Annotated in this window: 18 protein-coding genes; 12 read left to right on the top strand and 6 right to left on the bottom strand. The window is 55.4% G+C overall.

Annotated features, from left to right (window positions below):
- Positions 1-7: 7 nt before the first annotated feature.
- Together LAO76_18340 and LAO76_18335 are read right to left on the bottom strand one after the other, a co-directional pair.
- The gene (locus tag LAO76_18340) at positions 8-265 is read right to left on the bottom strand and encodes a hypothetical protein (GenBank protein ID MBZ5492882.1); all 258 of its coding nucleotides are present in this window, start codon (positions 263-265) and stop codon (positions 8-10) included.
- Positions 266-285: 20 nt separating this feature from the next.
- Positions 286-438: a hypothetical protein gene (locus tag LAO76_18335; protein ID MBZ5492881.1), complete on the bottom strand. Its 153-nt coding sequence runs from the start codon at positions 436-438 to the stop codon at positions 286-288.
- A 270-nt stretch (positions 439-708) separates the two neighbouring features.
- Between LAO76_18335 and queD the strand changes: the two genes are divergently transcribed.
- From queD to LAO76_18295, 8 genes are all read left to right on the top strand, one after another.
- Positions 709-1086: a 6-carboxytetrahydropterin synthase QueD gene (gene queD, locus LAO76_18330; GenBank protein MBZ5492880.1), complete on the top strand. Its 378-nt coding sequence runs from the start codon at positions 709-711 to the stop codon at positions 1084-1086.
- 41 nt (positions 1087-1127) lie between these two features.
- Complete coding sequence (locus tag LAO76_18325; protein ID MBZ5492879.1) at positions 1128-1808, top strand: radical SAM protein; 681 nt, start codon at positions 1128-1130, stop codon at positions 1806-1808.
- Between the two features lie 118 nt (positions 1809-1926).
- Complete coding sequence (gene queC, locus LAO76_18320; GenBank protein ID MBZ5492878.1) at positions 1927-2634, top strand: 7-cyano-7-deazaguanine synthase QueC; 708 nt, start codon at positions 1927-1929, stop codon at positions 2632-2634.
- A gap of 37 nt (positions 2635-2671) precedes the next feature.
- Entirely contained in the window at positions 2672-3745 is a 1074-nt protein-coding gene (locus LAO76_18315) for a tetratricopeptide repeat protein (protein MBZ5492877.1), read from the top strand.
- A gap of 124 nt (positions 3746-3869) precedes the next feature.
- The gene (locus tag LAO76_18310; protein MBZ5492876.1) at positions 3870-4850 is read left to right on the top strand and encodes a tetratricopeptide repeat protein; all 981 of its coding nucleotides are present in this window, start codon (positions 3870-3872) and stop codon (positions 4848-4850) included.
- A gap of 79 nt (positions 4851-4929) precedes the next feature.
- Complete coding sequence (locus LAO76_18305) at positions 4930-5502, top strand: GNAT family N-acetyltransferase (GenBank protein ID MBZ5492875.1); 573 nt, start codon at positions 4930-4932, stop codon at positions 5500-5502.
- A gap of 195 nt (positions 5503-5697) precedes the next feature.
- A complete protein-coding gene (locus tag LAO76_18300; protein MBZ5492874.1) occupies positions 5698-6885 on the top strand; it encodes an acyl-CoA dehydrogenase in 1188 nt (395 codons plus the stop codon).
- An 89-nt stretch (positions 6886-6974) separates the two neighbouring features.
- Positions 6975-8108, top strand: a complete 1134-nt coding sequence (locus LAO76_18295) for an acyl-CoA/acyl-ACP dehydrogenase (GenBank protein MBZ5492873.1) — start codon at positions 6975-6977, stop codon at positions 8106-8108.
- Here the strand turns inward: LAO76_18295 and LAO76_18290 are convergent.
- A complete protein-coding gene (locus LAO76_18290) occupies positions 8041-8346 on the bottom strand; it encodes a DUF1731 domain-containing protein (GenBank protein ID MBZ5492872.1) in 306 nt (101 codons plus the stop codon). The genes LAO76_18295 and LAO76_18290 overlap by 68 nt on opposite strands.
- 305 nt (positions 8347-8651) lie before the next feature.
- Between LAO76_18290 and LAO76_18285 the strand changes: the two genes are divergently transcribed.
- The 4 genes from LAO76_18285 (at position 8652) to LAO76_18270 (ending at position 12716) form a co-directional block, all read left to right on the top strand.
- Positions 8652-9326 carry a sigma-70 family RNA polymerase sigma factor gene (locus tag LAO76_18285; protein ID MBZ5492871.1) on the top strand — a complete coding sequence of 225 codons (675 nt, stop codon included), beginning with the start codon at positions 8652-8654 and terminating at the stop codon, positions 9324-9326.
- A gap of 93 nt (positions 9327-9419) precedes the next feature.
- Positions 9420-10370, top strand: a complete 951-nt coding sequence (locus LAO76_18280; GenBank protein MBZ5492870.1) for a HEAT repeat domain-containing protein — start codon at positions 9420-9422, stop codon at positions 10368-10370.
- A gap of 120 nt (positions 10371-10490) precedes the next feature.
- On the top strand, positions 10491-11621 hold the full coding sequence (locus tag LAO76_18275) for a hypothetical protein (GenBank protein MBZ5492869.1): 1131 nt from the start codon (positions 10491-10493) through the stop codon (positions 11619-11621).
- Between the two features lie 24 nt (positions 11622-11645).
- A complete protein-coding gene (locus tag LAO76_18270; GenBank protein MBZ5492868.1) occupies positions 11646-12716 on the top strand; it encodes a PDZ domain-containing protein in 1071 nt (356 codons plus the stop codon).
- A gap of 93 nt (positions 12717-12809) precedes the next feature.
- Here LAO76_18270 and LAO76_18265 read toward each other — a convergent pair whose 3' ends face one another.
- The 3 genes from LAO76_18265 to acpP all read right to left on the bottom strand — a co-directional run bounded on the left by LAO76_18265 (position 12810) and on the right by acpP (position 15269).
- Positions 12810-13697, bottom strand: a complete 888-nt coding sequence (locus LAO76_18265) for a M23 family metallopeptidase (GenBank protein ID MBZ5492867.1) — start codon at positions 13695-13697, stop codon at positions 12810-12812.
- A gap of 84 nt (positions 13698-13781) precedes the next feature.
- Positions 13782-15020: a beta-ketoacyl-ACP synthase II gene (fabF, locus tag LAO76_18260; GenBank protein ID MBZ5492866.1), complete on the bottom strand. Its 1239-nt coding sequence runs from the start codon at positions 15018-15020 to the stop codon at positions 13782-13784.
- The gene (acpP, locus tag LAO76_18255) at positions 15021-15269 is read right to left on the bottom strand and encodes an acyl carrier protein (protein ID MBZ5492865.1); all 249 of its coding nucleotides are present in this window, start codon (positions 15267-15269) and stop codon (positions 15021-15023) included. It abuts the gene before it with no gap.
- Between the last annotated feature and the right edge of the window lie 40 nt (positions 15270-15309).

Raw genomic sequence — 15309 nt, 5'->3', positions numbered from 1 at the left:
GGCAGACTTATTCTTTCACCACGCGCGGTCCCGCTTCCGGGTATTCCTCCAATACTTCGATCACGATTTCACGAACTGCAAACTCTTCATGCGTAGCATGGGAAGAGATTGTGATGCTGTTTAGTACCACCTTGCCGGCTTCAATATCGTCCGCCAGTTTTCGTAATGCGATCACGGTTTTGTTGTCGTTCAGTCCAAAAGCATGCTTTCCCGCTCGGTCGGCACACTCGGCTGCGCTGATATTTGTCCTGCTTTGGATCGGCATGAGTCAATGTCCCTTCCACCTTAGGAACGGATGAGTTCCACGACCTTTGCTTTGAATTTGACGTAAATCTGCTTCTGCAAGTTCCTTGCCAATACCCCGTTGCCAAAATAGCTGAAGAACGGGATTGCAGGCAGGTAATAAAACGTATCCGACTGAGTCAAGATCAAGCCCATATTCTGCAACACCTTGGCGCAGCATCCACTACGAGTCAGAGTTTTCAGAAGCGCACGCGTGCTCGACTGTAAGGGTTTATAGACGGACGGCTCCGGTCTCAAAAAGACCCTGGTGCTGTGGCAATTTCGGTACGCCCCCCGGCATAAGTGCCTAGGCTGGTTGGTCGCTTCACGGAATAGTGCTAATTGACGCAGGCAGCTTTTCGCGGTCAAACCTGGCATTTACAATGGAGAGTGGGTCTGAGCACGCAGCCCACCTAAGGGGAGCGGATGTACGAGGTTACAGTCGAAGATTCATTTGCCGCGGGACATTACCTGCGCGATTACAAAGGGAAATGCGAGAACCCGCACGGGCACAATTACAAAGTGCGCGTCACGCTGACGGGGCCAACTCTGGATAAAGCCGGCCTGCTGCTGGATTTTAAGGACTTAAAAGAGGTCATGAAGCATGTGATCGACCGGCTGGACCACCAGATGCTGAATGAGATCGAGCCATTCATTGCGCTCAACCCTTCGGCGGAAAACCTGGCAAAATATTTTTACGATCAGACAAATGGCCGGCTGAAATCGCTTACCAGCGGCCGGGTTGCGGTGAAGGACGTCACCATCTGGGAAACTGATACCACGACCGCGCGCTATTCGGAATGAACTTTGGAACACAGCCGCCCTAGGCTGTGTTCTTCCAACACATGCAGATCATCGAAATCTATCGTTCAATTCAGGGGGAATCGTCTTTCGCGGGCGTGCCGTGTATCTTTGTCCGGCTGGCCGCGTGTAACCTGCGCTGCTCCTGGTGCGATAGCGAATATACGTTCACCGGCGGCAGCAAGATGTCTGCGGAGCAAATAGAACAAGAAGTTCTAAAGCTCTCGCCCGCAGGCTTGGTTGAGTTCACCGGCGGCGAGCCCATGCTGCAGGAGCGCGAACTTGTCCCGTTGATGGAGCGCCTGCTCGCTCACGGATACACCGTTTTGTTGGAAACCAGCGGCGAGCGTCCGCTGGAGCGTGTGCCGCCCGCGGTCCACAAAATTGTGGACGTGAAGTGTCCTGGATCAGGCGAAGGCGGAACGTTTCGCATGAGCAATCTGGCCTCCCTCACCGCGGGAGACGAAGTCAAGTTCGTATTAGCCGATCATACAGACTATGAGTTCGCGCGAGACTTCATTCGCCAGCATGGGTTAGAACATAAAGTAGGGACGGTCCTATTTTCGCCGGTGTTTCTTAAGAGCCCAAGCACGGAGCGTAACACGTCCAATTGCCAGCTTGATCCCAGAGTTTTGGCGGAGTGGATTTTGGCAGACGGACTCAATGTGCGCCTGGGTCTGCAGATGCACAAATTCATCTGGGAACCCGCGACCAAGGGCGTCTGAACGGCTGCAACCCAGCATGAACACTGAAGTTTTGCGATAATTAAGAAATAAAGTGGGGCAGCTATTCTGGCTGCCGGGTCATCTGAAAAGTAGGCATCCGCACATCAGGGGATTTATTTTGGCAGGCGAAAAACCGCGCTCGGTGGTGTTGTTGAGTGGAGGCATGGACTCATGTGTCTGCGCCGCGCTTGCCGCACGAGATAGTGAGGCAGCCGCACTGCATGTGAATTACGGGCAGCGCACAGCGGAGCGTGAGCGTTGGGCCTTTGAGCGAATCTGCGATCATCTGGGCATCAAGCGCCGGTTGGCAATTAGAAATGAGGCGCTGGGCATCATCGGTGGATCGGCTCTTACGGATGAGAACATTGAAGTGCCGGAAGCAGGCGACGAAATTGGCGCCCAGATTCCCGTGACCTATGTTCCTTTCCGCAACGCCCATTTTCTTGCGGCTGCCGTAAGCTGGGCGGAAGTGCTGGGAGCGGAAAAGATTTATATTGGCGCGGTGGAGCAGGATAGTTCGGGATATCCTGATTGCCGTCCTGAATATTATCGGGCATTCAACGCAGTGATAAAAGCCGGCACCGCGGAAGGCAAGATCCAGGTCGTCACTCCGCTGATCGCCCTGCGCAAGGTTGAGATCGTGCGGCTGGGGATGGAACTGGGCGCTCCGTTTGATTTGACCTGGTCCTGTTATAGCCGCGAAGATAAAGCTTGCGGCGTGTGTGAGAGTTGCGTGCTGCGGCGGCGCGCTTTTGCTGAAGCTGAAACACACGACCCGATTGCTTATTTGCCACCGGAGCATTTGCAAAAAGTGGCAGGCCGTTAAATTTAAGATTCAAGTTGAAGCCGGAGGCTCGACACAAATGAAAACCAAGCTAACGTATGCAGTAATGACGACCCTGCTTTTTCTGGCAGCCGCTGCAACCGCCTGGTCCCAGGCCACTGCAGGTAAAGTCCAGGGAACCATTACCGATGGCGGCAAGCCGGTAGCCAATGCGGACGTAGTATTGACCAACCTTGCCACCGGGCGAACCTTCAAGATGAAGAGCGACAAGAATGGACAGATCTCGGGAGTCGGAATTCCGTTTGGTGATTACAACGAGGAAGTCACTGCTGGCGAAAAGCGCTTCAAGGGACAGGTCCGGATTCAGGGCGAGGGTGGCGCGATCGATAACATCTCAGTGGAACTCACTTCCGGCAAGCCGGGTACGGGGCCCAGCAAAGAAGAGCTGGAAAAGATGAAGACCGAGCGGGACAAGGCAATCAATGAAAATGCCCTGATTGCGCAGTTGAACCCCGCCTTGCAAGCCAAAGACTGGGCGACCGCTGAACCAATCCTGACCAAATTAATCGCAATGAATCCCAATCGCTGGGACTACCAGCAGGCACTGGGCAATGCGCAATTCAGTGAAGGCAAGTTCGACGAGGCTGTGGCAACGTTCGAGAAAGCCATACCGATTGCGGAAAATGCCACCAAGACTGATCCCAAAGCTGATCCGGCAAAAACCAAAGCCGGCGTGGCGCAAATGCTCACCAGCGAAGGCAACGCTTATTTGAAGTTGAAAAAGAATGACAAGGCGATTGATGCCTATACCAAAGCTGCGGCCATGGATCCCAATCCCGCAACCGCATACTTTAATATCTGTGCTACGCAATACAACACCGGCAATACGCAAGGCGCTTTGGCCGCGTGCGACAAGGCAATCGCCGCCGATCCAACCCGGGCAGACGCCTATTTCATCAAGGGATCGCTTATGGTGGGCGAGAGCAAGCTGGATAAGGACGGCAAACTCCAGGCTACTCCGGGAACCTCGGAGGCCTTGAATAAGTATCTGGAGCTTGCTCCTGACGGTCCGCATGCAAATGACGTGAAAGCCATGTTGCAGGCCATTGGCGCCAAGATAGAGACGAGTTACCACGAGAAAAAGAAAAAGTAAGAGTAAGAGCCCTAAACTGGAATTGCAGGAAATAACACAGGCCATCGCGACGAAAAAAGTTGACGTGCTTTGCGTCCAAATACAAATGGGGTTCAAACGAAGTACTCTGGAGGAAACAACCACGATGAAGCGGAATGCTATTGTTCTTGCGCTGGGCGCTCTGTTGTTTGCTGTGGGATTTTTGCCGGCACGCTCGCAAACGGTTGGCGCACAGGCAGAAGGCAAAGTCACCCAGGATGGGAAGCCCCTGGCCAATGCTCCTGTGGTATTCACAAACACCGATACGGGAAAGACCTACAAATCCAAGACTAACAAGAACGGCGAATTCCAAATGCTGGGCGTTCCCTACGGACCTTATGAAGTGAACGTGCTGAACGAGAAAGGGGAAAAACTATCGTCAGACCGGACCGCGCTGGGCACGGGCAACACAAGCAGCCGCAATATCATTGAAATCAATGCCAGCAAGGAACCTATAACAGACAATAAGTTTGGCCTCGCTCAACCCGCTGGCCCCAAGCTCACCAAGGAGCAACTCGCCAAAATCCAGGCGGACAACAAGAAGATCGCGGGCCTGAATTCTCTGATCAGTGACGCGCAAAAAGCGCTGCAGGCGCAGGATTGGCCCAAGGCGGAAAATGCGCTCAAGCAATTGGTTGCCGCCGCGCCCGATAGCAGCCGCTGGGACTTCTATATGGCCCTGGGAGATGCGCAGAGCAAATCAAACAAACCGGCTGAAGCGGTTCAAACCTATGATAAGGGCGTGCAGGTAGCGCAATCTCTGATCTCCGGTTCGGCACCGGCTGATCCAAAAGTTCCGAGCTTGAATCCCACCGCTGCCCGGCAAGGCGCGGGCCGCATGTTGACCGCGCAAGGCAATGACTACATGAAATTGCAGAAGCCGGACGAAGCCATTGCGGCTTTGAAGAAAGCCACAGAAATTGATCCCTCTTCCGCGCTGTACAGCTATAACCTTTGCGGGGTAGAGTTCAACGCGCAAAAGTTTGCCGACGCCAAAACCGCCTGCAACAAATATCTCCAACTTGAACCCATCGGTCCTCATGCTGACGAGGTCAAAACCTTCTTGGCACAGATGCCGGCGAAATAAGATACAACGAATAACATGATTGACGAAACGGCCCGCGCGCGGGCCGTTTTGTTTTTGGATAAAATTCACTTTTGCTCCTATGTCTCAGGCCTTCACAATTCGTCCTGCGATCTCTGCAGATATCCCGGTCTTGCGCGAGTTAATTGACGCTTCAGTGCGGTGCTTGCAGTCCGGGGATTACTCGCTGGCGCAAATTGACAGCGCGCTAAGAACGGTGTTTGGCGTTGACAGCCAGCTTATTGGAGACAGCACTTATCTGGTGGTTGAAGCCTTCCCTGTGGCATCTGACAGGGAGCAGCAGCCCATCATCGTCGCCTGCGGCGGCTGGAGCAAACGCAAAACGCTTTATGGGGGCGACCGCTGGCGAGATCGCCAGGATGACATGCTTAATCCGAAAACCGATGCCGCGAAAATTCGCGCATTTTTTATTCATCCCAACTGGGCGCGTCAGGGCATTGGCACTCTGCTGCTGGATGCCTGCGAATCGGCTGCCCGTGCGGCGGGGTTCAAGCGGTTTGAAATGGGAGCCACGCTGACAGGAGCAAAACTTTTTGAGCAAAGAGGCTATGTCGCTATGGAGCGTCTGCAGGTTCCGCTGGAAGGCGACATTACGCTCCCGGTAATTCACATGGTGAAGGAAACTGCCGTTTAGCGGGCGAGCCCGTTGCATCAGGAGCGGTGCGATTTGCCGTTCGGGAAGAATCTTTGGCGGTTGGAGCGCAGCGACAGGAATAACGATGTAAACTTGTCTGCCAAAATGAATGGCCATTCAGTAAGCGGATAAGCATTGGCGAGCCCTCGCCGGCATCGTGTCGTGAGCCGTTACAAGTAATACGTAGGAGGACCTGTGGACCTGAATCTTAGCCCCGATGAAATCAAATTTCGCGATGAGTTGCGCACATGGCTTTCCGCCAACGCACCCACGGATTGGGACGAGCGCCGGGAAGAGTCGATGGAGTCGCGCTTTGAATACCTAAAGCGCTGGCAGCGCAAACTCTATGAGGGCGGCTGGGCGGGAATCTCATGGCCCAAAGAATACGGCGGCCGCGGCGCCAGCCTGATGGAGCAGGTGATCTTCTGGCAGGAGATGGCGATGGCCCAGGCGCCGCCTTTAGCAAATGTTCTGGGGTTGGGAATCATCGGTCCGACGATCATCGCGTTTGGCACTGAAGCGCAGAAGAAACGTCACCTGGCCAAGATATTGAGCGCGGAAGAAATCTGGTGCCAGGGATTCTCCGAGCCTGACGCAGGTTCTGACCTGGCCAATGTGCGCTGTGAAGCAAAGCTCGATGGCGACCATTACGTGGTGAACGGCCAGAAAGTGTGGAACAGCTATGGCTGGGCCGCGCACTGGTGCGAGCTGGTGGTGCGCACCGATCCAAATGTCCCTAAGCACAAGGGGCTGACTGTTTTGCTGGTGGATATGAAGACGCCGGGAGTTGAAGTGCGTCCTCTGCGCCAGATGACCGGCGAAACGGAATTCAACGAGCTTTTCTTCCATGACGTGCGCATCCCTGTTACGAATGTGGTTGGCAAGGTGAATGAAGGCTGGGGTGTGGCCATGGGAACGCTCATGCACGAGCGCGGCACGTTTGGAGCAGGTCTGCAAATTACGTATCGCCGGAATATGGAGCGGCTGATCGACCTGGCAAAGACTACGGAACGCAATGGCCGACCGGCGTCAGAAGACCCGGTCATCAGGCAGAAGCTGGCGCAATGCTATGCCGAAATTGAAATCATGCGCTGCAACCAAATGCGCGCCTTCAGCCGCATCAATGCCACCGGCGTGCCCGGACCTGAAGGGTCGATCCAGAAGATTTTCTGGAGCGAGCTGAACCAGCGCTTCCAGCAGGTCGCGCAGGAAGTGATGGGGCCATACGGACAACTTGAGGCCGGCGACGAACACGCCATCGATAACGGCATGTGGGCTTATGGTTATTTGAGGTCGCGCGGCAACACGATTGAAGCGGGCACGTCAGAGATCCAGCGCAATATTATTGGACACTTTGTGCTGGGCTTGCCGAAAAGCTACTAGCGCATAGCAATCAACATTCAGCAATCAGCCAACATTTTCACCGCAAAGGACACGAAGGGCGCAAAAGGAATACAAAAGGGAGTACGAAGATGCAATTTGGACTAAGCGAAAGCCAGCAGATTCTGAAAGACACGGCGCGGAAGTTTTTTGCCGGTGAAAGTCCCATCGCGGCGGTGCGCAAGGCCATGGAGACGGAAACAGCCTATGACGCCGCGTTGTGGACCAAGCTCGCGGAGCAGGGATTTACCGGAATCATTGCGCCGGAAGAATTTGGCGGCATGGGTCTGGGGAAAGTAGAGTTGATCCTGCTGATGGAAGAAGCAGGCTATGCGCTGCTGCCGGGACCGTTTTTCTCAACGGTGGCGCTGGCGGGAACGGTGATTGATGCTTGTGGGTCGCCCGAACAAAAGAAGAAGTACCTGGGAAGCATCGCGTCGGGGCAGGCGCGTGCAACGGTCGCGTTGGTGGAAGCCGCAGGCAGTTGGGATACACAGGGCTTAAAGATCAGCTCTGCCGGCAATAAGCTTACAGGAACAAAACTGTTTGTCACTGACGTGGCCGTTGCTGACTTTATCGTGGTGGTCTCTCGGGACGGTGTTTTCGTGGTCGATGCCAAAGCTCCCGGCCTTCATCTGGAGCCGATGAAAGGCATGGACCTGGCCAGAAAGATTTACTCGGTGGAATTCAAAGACACACCGGCAGAAGCGCTGGGTAATCCCCGGGGGCTGGCTGGCGCGCTGAACGTGGCTACGGCTGCCCTGTGCGCGGAGATGACAGGCGGCATGCAGCGCGCGCTGGAGTTGACCGTGGCTTACGCGAAGACACGCAAGCAGTTTGGCAAGCCGATTGGAATCTTCCAGGCCGTGCAGCACCTCTGCGCTGATATGTATCTTGAAACCGAAAGCTCACGGTCGGCGACTTACTACGCGGCGTGGGCGCTGGAAGAGAGTACGCCGGACGCCGGTACGTCCGTTTCAGTGGCCAAAATGTATGCGAGTGACGCGGCGCGCAACGTGGGCAATCGCGGCATTCAGGTCCACGGCGGCATGGGCTTTACCTGGGAAAATGACATTCATCTTTATTACCGGCGGGCCAAGGCTTCAGAAACCATGCTGGGCGACGCGTCGTTTCATCGTGAGCGCATTGCGCGGCAGATTATTGACGCAGCATCAAGCGGAAAAAACAAGGAACGCCCGCAGCAGGCGGCACTCGCATCCAGATAGGTTGCTTCATGCACGGGGCCTGATTGGAACGCCAGCGGTTCACTAAATCGCTGGCGGCATCTGGCCAATCTGCAAAGTTGAACTTGAAGCCAGCTTCGAGGAGTCTCTGTGGGACAACGCGACGGCTTTTGAGAATCAACTCGGTTTCCGTCCGCAGTAAAACCGCTCCTAATTCCAGCATCCAACGGGTCGCGGGAAGGCCGATGCTGGTTCCCCACGCTTGACGCAAGACGCGCATAAACCTTGATTAGGGAGGGGGATCGCAATCGTTGCCACACAATGCTGGTCGGGCAACGTACCCCAATTCCGCAGCCGAGAGCGGCTGTTGCTCCACTTGTTTTGGGCGGGGTCGTTCCAGATCGGGACAGGGTCTGCACCCTGGAGTGGGCAGATTGCGGAGCCGGGAAGCAGCTGATCCCGCAGGGGTTGCGGGTCGTCCCAGGATTTCCCAAGTGTCCGAAAATGGGATACTCTCAGCTTACGTATCAATGCCCGGGCCGTCCAAGTAATTGCAAGGAGAGAGGATTACAGAGGACAGAATAGATGCCGGCCGACTCAGCATTTATAGGGGTGGCGGTTGGCGCGAGCGGTGATACAAGAAGCTCCCATTCTTCCGGAGAGATGGTGAGTCAAGCCCTAAGTCGAATCAACGACAGTGAGCTGATACGCGCCGCTCAGCGCGGAGACCGTGCAGCTTTCGAGACACTCGTGCGCCAGTACGACCAGGCCGTGCTGCGCCTGGCCATGCACCTGACTGGATCGGACGCGGACGCGCACGACATCTATCAGGAAGCCTTTCTCAAGGCTTATCGGCATATTGGAAATTTTCGGTTCGAATGCTCGTTCTATACCTGGATCTATCGTATTGTGACTAATCTCTGCCTGGACCATCTGAGGAAACGGCAGACGCGCAAAGAAGATCCGCAGATGGTGATGGATTCAAGCGGACAACCGGTGGACGTGCTGGAACGCGTGTCCGATGACCGAGCGGGCGCGAACCCGGAACGCGACCTGATGCGGCGCGAGCTGGGAGCAAAGATCAACCAGGCGCTTACAAAGCTGACTCCGCGCGAGCGCATGGTGTTTGAGTTGAAACATTATCAGGGCCTGCGGCTGCGGACGATTGGCGAGATGCTGAATACGACGGAAGAGACGGCCAAGAATACATTGTTCAGGGCGACGCAGAAGTTAAGAGGAGCGTTGGGGCCAATGCGGTAGTTGGTAATTAGTACTTGGTATTTGGCCAAGGACGGTACGAACCGAAGTCAAGAAATTTTGAACGAGTTAAGAACTGCGATAGGACCAAAAGTTATGACCTGCGATTGGACCAAAGAAAACGTTGTTTTATACATCTACGACGAGCTGGCGGACGACGCCAAATTCGAGTTTGAACAGCACGTGCGCCATTGCCTCGGGTGCAGGCGCGAACTTGAAACAGCGCTTGCCTATAAAGACGCCATGGCCGCGGCGCCGGTAAAAGATGTTTCGCCCAGCTTTTTGGCGGCCAACAGAATGCAGTTGCAGGAAGCGCTGGAGCACGCGGAGCAGTCACGCAATATTTTCAGCTCGTTTATCTTTGATGCCACAGGATGGTTCCACCAGATTAAGCTGGCCCCGGCACTGACAGTCGCGCTGCTGATGCTTGGCTTTGTGGGTGGCGTGGGCACAACCTACAAAATGATGGAGGCGAGCAGACCTCCGATTGCGGCGAATGGCAGCGGCAATACGATTGATGTCCCGGCCACAGAAGCGAACATCGCCAACATTGAGTCCATCGCTCCCGCACCAAATTCCAACCAAGTCCAGATCAAATACAACACATTGCAGCCGCAGATATTGAACGGATCAAGCGATGATCCGCGCATACGGCAATTGCTGGTGCTGGCAGCGCGTAACACGCGCAACCCCGCCGTAGCATTGGATTCCATTGACGTGCTGACGCGCGGCTCAGAAGATGACGCGGTGCGCGAAGTGTTGATCGAAGCCTTGCGATATGACAAAAATCCCGGCGTGCGGCTGAAATCACTGGATGCGTTGAAAGGCTACGTCCGCAATGACGTTCATGTGCGCGATGCGGTGGTAGAAGCGTTGCTGCATGACAACAATGCGGGCGTCCGACAGGAAGCCATTAGCCTGCTGGACGCGGTAAAGGCCGATACCAGCGTGCGCTCCGCGTTGACGGTGCTGGCTGATCGCGACCCGAACAAGTTTATCCGTGAGGAGTCGAAGCGGTATCTGGCAAGCATGCCGCATTTGGATTAAGGCAGCAATTAGCAGTTGGCAATTAGCTTTGTTTGGAAGATGAAAGCGGCTTGGAACCGGAAGGGAAACGGTTTGCAGCCCTTACCAATGAACTGATCGAAAGAGAAGAAACCAGCAGCGATGAAGAAGAGCCTACAACTCGCGACGATGATTCTGGCGGCCACGGCTGCTGCCGTCGCGCAGGGCCCGCGCCTGTACCACGCGCAAGGCAATGAGTGGGTACAGGAAATCTCCGGGACATTTTCCGCGGGGAAGATCGTGCGAGTGAAGTCAAGCAGCGGTTCGATTCACATTGAAGGCGCGCAGCAGAATAACGTTACGTATACGATTCGCGAGCATGTGCACGCCGCCCGTGAAGATCGCGCGCGGCGCGAGTTGAGCCACATGAAGTTTACGACCTTTAGCTCCGGTGATGCAGTCGTATTGCAGGCGGACTGCGAAGGATCAAAACAGGGTTCGATTGATTTTGATATTAAAGTGCCGGCGCAGACTCAGCTTGTCCGGTTGCAGACTGAAGGCGGCGCGGTGGCGGCAAAGAATTTGTCCGGGCGCGTCGAGGCGAAAACGGGTGGTGGCGGAATTCAGCTGGACAGCATCACCGGCGTGATCGCGGTGAGCAGTGGTGGCGGGAATATCGAGATTGGCAAAGTAGGGAATGATGTTGAAGCTTCAACCGGTGGCGGAAGTATCCGGCTGGTGTCTGCGGCGGGGCACGTTACGGCGCGGTCGGGCGGCGGGAATTTGAATATCGGATGGGCCAAGGTGATGACGCTGCAAACTGCGGGCGGGTCAATCCAGGTAATGAAGTGCGATGGCAAGATCAAGGCCGAAACTGGTGGCGGCAATATCGAGCTGAATGACACCGGCGCGGCGGAAATTGAGACGGCGGGCGGAAGCATTCATATTGGGCCGGTGAAAGGCGGAGTGCGCGCGGAAACGGGCGCAGGCGCCATCATGGCCAAGCTGGCGTCGGGCGGCGCGCCATTTACGGATTCAAAGTTGGAAACCCAGATGGGTGACATTATCGTGTTTGTGCCGGAAGGCCTGGGCGTGAACGTACGCGCGGCGGTGGAGTCGGCGCGGAGTTATGGCATCCGCAGTGAGTTTGGCGAGCTGAAGATTACTCATCCTGCAGCCACGATGGGGCCGCGCGAGTTTTATGCTGAAGGCAGCCTGAACGGCGGCGGCCCGCTGCTGCACGTCCACACCACGGCTGGGAATATCGAGATCAGGAGAGAAGCAAGACCGTAAAAGAAAATTTTGGAGCGTTCCCCTATGATTCAGAAAAAGACAGTTGCGCTGTTGCTGGTTGGGCTGGCGCTGCCGTTGATTGCAGCCCAGCCTTCGTCCACACCGGACGCGCTTCCCCACACGGCTGAAGGTTACTTCTCTGCCGCAGGCCGGTCGTACCTTGGGGTGGATATTCGCGATGTGACCACGGACCGCATGTCCGCGCTCAAGCTGAAAGAAGAACGCGGAGTGGAAATCACAATGGTGGACGCTGATGCTCCCGCCGGTAAAGTAGGGTTACGCGAGCACGATGTAATTCTCGATTTCAATGGTACCGCGGTTGAAAGTGAAGAGCAGATTCGCCGCCTGATTCGTGAAGTGCCGCCCGGACGCACTGTTACGCTTGGCATCAGCCGTGACGGCGTTCCCATGAAGATCAACGTCCAACTGGCCGACCACGGCGCGGTCGTGGCGCAGGCTTTTCCGCACATCGTTGTTCCCACGCCGCGCGCGCGCGACTTCCCCCGCAACAGCATGGACCTGCCCTTCCAGATTCAGACGTACTCTTCCGTGCTCGGTGTCCAGACAGAAAGCCTGACGCGCCAGCTGGGTGAATATTTTGGCGTGAGAGATGGCGAAGGCGTTCTTGTGCGCTCAGTGGAAAAAAACAGCGCTGCAGAAAAAGCAGGCCTCAAAGCCGGTGACGTGATCGTGAAAGCCGACAATGAAAAGCTCACTGACCGCAGCGACTTGAGCCACATTCTCCGCAACCATCGTACTGGCGGCAAGATGATTCTCGTCGTCATGAGAGACAAGCACGAGCAAACGCTTACCGTAACGCTGCCGGACCGCGGCTCGCGTGACTCGTCTTTCCTGAACCTCGACGCCGACGAGTTCCAAGCCTCTCTCGCTAACGTGGAAGATATGGTGCAGGGTTTGAATACCGAAAATATCATCTTCCTCGATGACAATATGGCTTCACTCAACCGCAACATGGCTTTTCTGGATCTGACGCGCCAGGGAAAAAGCTTGCTGGAGTCACCAGAAATCCAAAATGCCATGCGGGAAGCGCAAAAAGCTTTGCAAGACTTGAAGATCGGTTCGGACCCCATCTAAGGCTCTTTCATGCTCCTCTCTCAGCTTGAGCGTGGCCACCAGTGGTCACGCTTTTTTTTGCGAAGAGCATCATCCAGACAAACGGAACAATCTCTAACTTCCCGGCGGATGTAATTCCAGCAGCGTGCGCGGATCCAGATATTCACCGCGCCAACGCACGGCAAAATGCAGATGCGGCGCTGTCGCCCTTCCGGTGCCGCCGCTAAGACCCAGTACCTGGCCTTTCTTCACCGTTTCGCCTTCTTTCGCTTTGAACTCAGAAAGGTGTAGATACATCGTCAGCAGCCCCTGCCCGTGATCGATCATCACACAGTTGCCTTCAAAGTAGAGCGGGCGGGCCAGGATCACAGTTCCGCTGTTTGTGGCGACGATGGGGGTGCCCGTCGTCACGCGAAAATCCAGACCGGTGTGCTGGCTTTTCTTCACACCGTTAAACACTCGCGCTGATCCAAACACGCCTGAGACTTCCGCGTCCGCCGGGGGCTCAAAACGTCCGGACCAAAGCGTCTCCGGCGCCGTGGTGGAAAAAACTTTCTTCTTTTCGGCCTGTTCTTCTTCAATGCGCGGCAGCGTTTCTTTCGGCGGTTCCACAAATCCGGGCGCTACTTTAAGAGTGCTGGTTGGATAATGCGCCGCGACCACACGCACCAGGTAACTCATCGCGGCATCTTTTCCGTCTTTGGTCTTTCCCTCGATGCGTAACGTGTACGTGCCCGGCTTCGTCGCCAGGCTCACGCCGGCAAAGCCATACCAGCAATGGCATGCCTGACTGGGGCGAAATGAAAATTCCTGCCCCAGAAAATTTCCCCTTAATTTTTCAAGTTGCAGCGGGGCCGTCACGCGGAACAATACAGGAGAGCCATTCACCAGCTTCGTCGGTTCCCACTGAGCGCCCCATTTTGCTGGCGGAGCAGCGCTGGCAGAAAAACTTGCCCATAGCATAAAGCCGAGAATCGAGAGTTGCCGGCGGAAGGATGACATGTAGTTAATCACCGATAATTTAACTGCAAAGCCGATCTAGATTCAGATCGGCTTCTATCAGTGTAAATCAGTGATGAGATTGCCTTACTCCGTCCATCTTCTGAAGATAAGCGATCCATTCGTTCCGCCGAAGCCAAACGAATTGGAAAGCGCAACATTCAGCGGCGCTTTGCGTGCCACGTTCGGTACGTAGTCCAGGTCGCATTCGGGATCAGGATTCGTGAGGTTGATCGTCGGTGGAAGAATCTGGTCGCGTAGCGCCAGGATTGTAATGCCCGCTTCCAGTCCGCCCGCGCCGCCCAGCAAATGGCCTGTCATGGATTTCGTCGAGCTCACGGGAATTTTTGTGTCTGCGCCGAATGTCCGTTTAATGGCCATGGTTTCCAGCACGTCACCAATCGGCGTGGACGTTCCGTGGGCATTCACGTAATCAATGTCAGACGGACTAAGCTTCGCGTCGTGAATAGCGGTCGTCATCACGCGCCAGCCGCCTTCGCCTTCCTCTGCTGGCTGCGTAATGTGGTAGGCGTCGGCGCTCATGCCGTAGCCAATAATCTCAGCCAGAATGTTTGCACCGCGCTTCTGTGCGGACTCCAGATCTTCCAGCACTACAATGCCGGCGCCTTCGCCAATCACAAAGCCATCGCGGTCGCGGTCCCACGGCCGGCTGGCCGTTTCCGGGCTGTCATTGCGGGTGGAAAGCGCGCGCATGGCGGCAAATCCGCCCACGCCCATCGGCGTAATGGCCGCTTCTGATCCACCGGCAATCATCACGTCCGCGTCGCAGCGTTGAATAATCTTGTAAGCGTCTCCAATCGCGTGTGCACTCGTGGTGCACGCCGTGGCTGTGGCTTCATTTGGACCCTTGGCCCCGTAGCGGATGCTCACGTGTCCGGCCGCCAGGTTCACAATTGCCGCCGGAATAAAGAAAGGAGATATTTTGCGCGGGCCGCCTTTCAGCAGCTCTGCATGTTCGCGCTCAATCACGTCAAAGCCGCCCACTCCGGAGCCAATGTGCACGCCCACGCGCGTGGCATTTTCCGGCGTGATCTTCAGCCCTGACATGTTTATCGCTTCATCCGCCGCCGCCAGGGCGAAATGGATGAAGCGTCCCATTTTCTTAACTTCTTTTTTCTCGATGAATTTTAGGGGATCAAAGTCCTTGACTTCCGCCGCAATCTGGCAGGCGAACTGTGTGGTATCAAACCTGGTAATCTTGCTGACGCCACTTTTTCCGGCAATAATATTTTGCCAGACCTCGGTGCTGGTCTGCCCCAGTGCGCAGATCAGCCCCATGCCTGTTACAACAACCCGCCTGGCCAATCACTTGCCGCCTTTCGCGTGTTTTTCAATGTAATCAACCGCGTCTTTTACGGTGCGGATCTTTTCCGCGTCCTCGTCTGGAATCTCAATGTCAAAGGCTTCTTCAAACGCCATGACCAGTTCCACAGTGTCCAGTGAATCCGCGCCCAGATCGTCCACGAAGGAGGCATTGGGCGTAACTTCGCCTTCGTCCACTCCCAGCTGCTCAACAATAATTTGTTTCACTTTATCTTCAACGGCTGCTGCCATAGGCTTAGCGTCTCCTTCTGTTGTGTACTTAAAAAATGTG

The sequence above is a fragment of the Terriglobia bacterium genome (assembly GCA_020072645.1).
In the GTDB taxonomy this organism is placed as follows: domain Bacteria; phylum Acidobacteriota; class Terriglobia; order Terriglobales; family Acidobacteriaceae; genus Angelobacter.
Note: the sequence above shows the minus strand (reverse complement) of the source record. Positions and strands in the feature narration are given on the sequence as shown.

Excerpts from the sequence above, each read along its gene's own strand:
- LAO76_18315 (MBZ5492877.1), top strand. The coding sequence starts at position 2,672 with ATGAAAACCAAGCTAACGTATGCAGTAATGACGACCCTGCTTTTTCTG.
- LAO76_18310 (MBZ5492876.1), top strand. The coding sequence starts at position 3,870 with ATGAAGCGGAATGCTATTGTTCTTGCGCTGGGCGCTCTGTTGTTTGCT.
- LAO76_18290 (MBZ5492872.1), bottom strand. The coding sequence starts at position 8,346 with ATGCGCGTCTTGCGTCAAGCGTGGGGAACCAGCATCGGCCTTCCCGCG.
- LAO76_18265 (MBZ5492867.1), bottom strand. The coding sequence starts at position 13,697 with ATGTCATCCTTCCGCCGGCAACTCTCGATTCTCGGCTTTATGCTATGG.
- LAO76_18325 (MBZ5492879.1), top strand. The coding sequence starts at position 1,128 with ATGCAGATCATCGAAATCTATCGTTCAATTCAGGGGGAATCGTCTTTC.
- LAO76_18335 (MBZ5492881.1), bottom strand. The coding sequence starts at position 438 with ATGGGCTTGATCTTGACTCAGTCGGATACGTTTTATTACCTGCCTGCA.
- LAO76_18280 (MBZ5492870.1), top strand. The coding sequence starts at position 9,420 with ATGACCTGCGATTGGACCAAAGAAAACGTTGTTTTATACATCTACGAC.
- LAO76_18305 (MBZ5492875.1), top strand. The coding sequence starts at position 4,930 with ATGTCTCAGGCCTTCACAATTCGTCCTGCGATCTCTGCAGATATCCCG.
- acpP (MBZ5492865.1), bottom strand. The coding sequence starts at position 15,269 with ATGGCAGCAGCCGTTGAAGATAAAGTGAAACAAATTATTGTTGAGCAG.
- LAO76_18270 (MBZ5492868.1), top strand. The coding sequence starts at position 11,646 with ATGATTCAGAAAAAGACAGTTGCGCTGTTGCTGGTTGGGCTGGCGCTG.
- queD (MBZ5492880.1), top strand. The coding sequence starts at position 709 with ATGTACGAGGTTACAGTCGAAGATTCATTTGCCGCGGGACATTACCTG.
- LAO76_18295 (MBZ5492873.1), top strand. The coding sequence starts at position 6,975 with ATGCAATTTGGACTAAGCGAAAGCCAGCAGATTCTGAAAGACACGGCG.
- LAO76_18340 (MBZ5492882.1), bottom strand. The coding sequence starts at position 265 with ATGCCGATCCAAAGCAGGACAAATATCAGCGCAGCCGAGTGTGCCGAC.
- LAO76_18285 (MBZ5492871.1), top strand. The coding sequence starts at position 8,652 with ATGCCGGCCGACTCAGCATTTATAGGGGTGGCGGTTGGCGCGAGCGGT.
- LAO76_18275 (MBZ5492869.1), top strand. The coding sequence starts at position 10,491 with ATGAAGAAGAGCCTACAACTCGCGACGATGATTCTGGCGGCCACGGCT.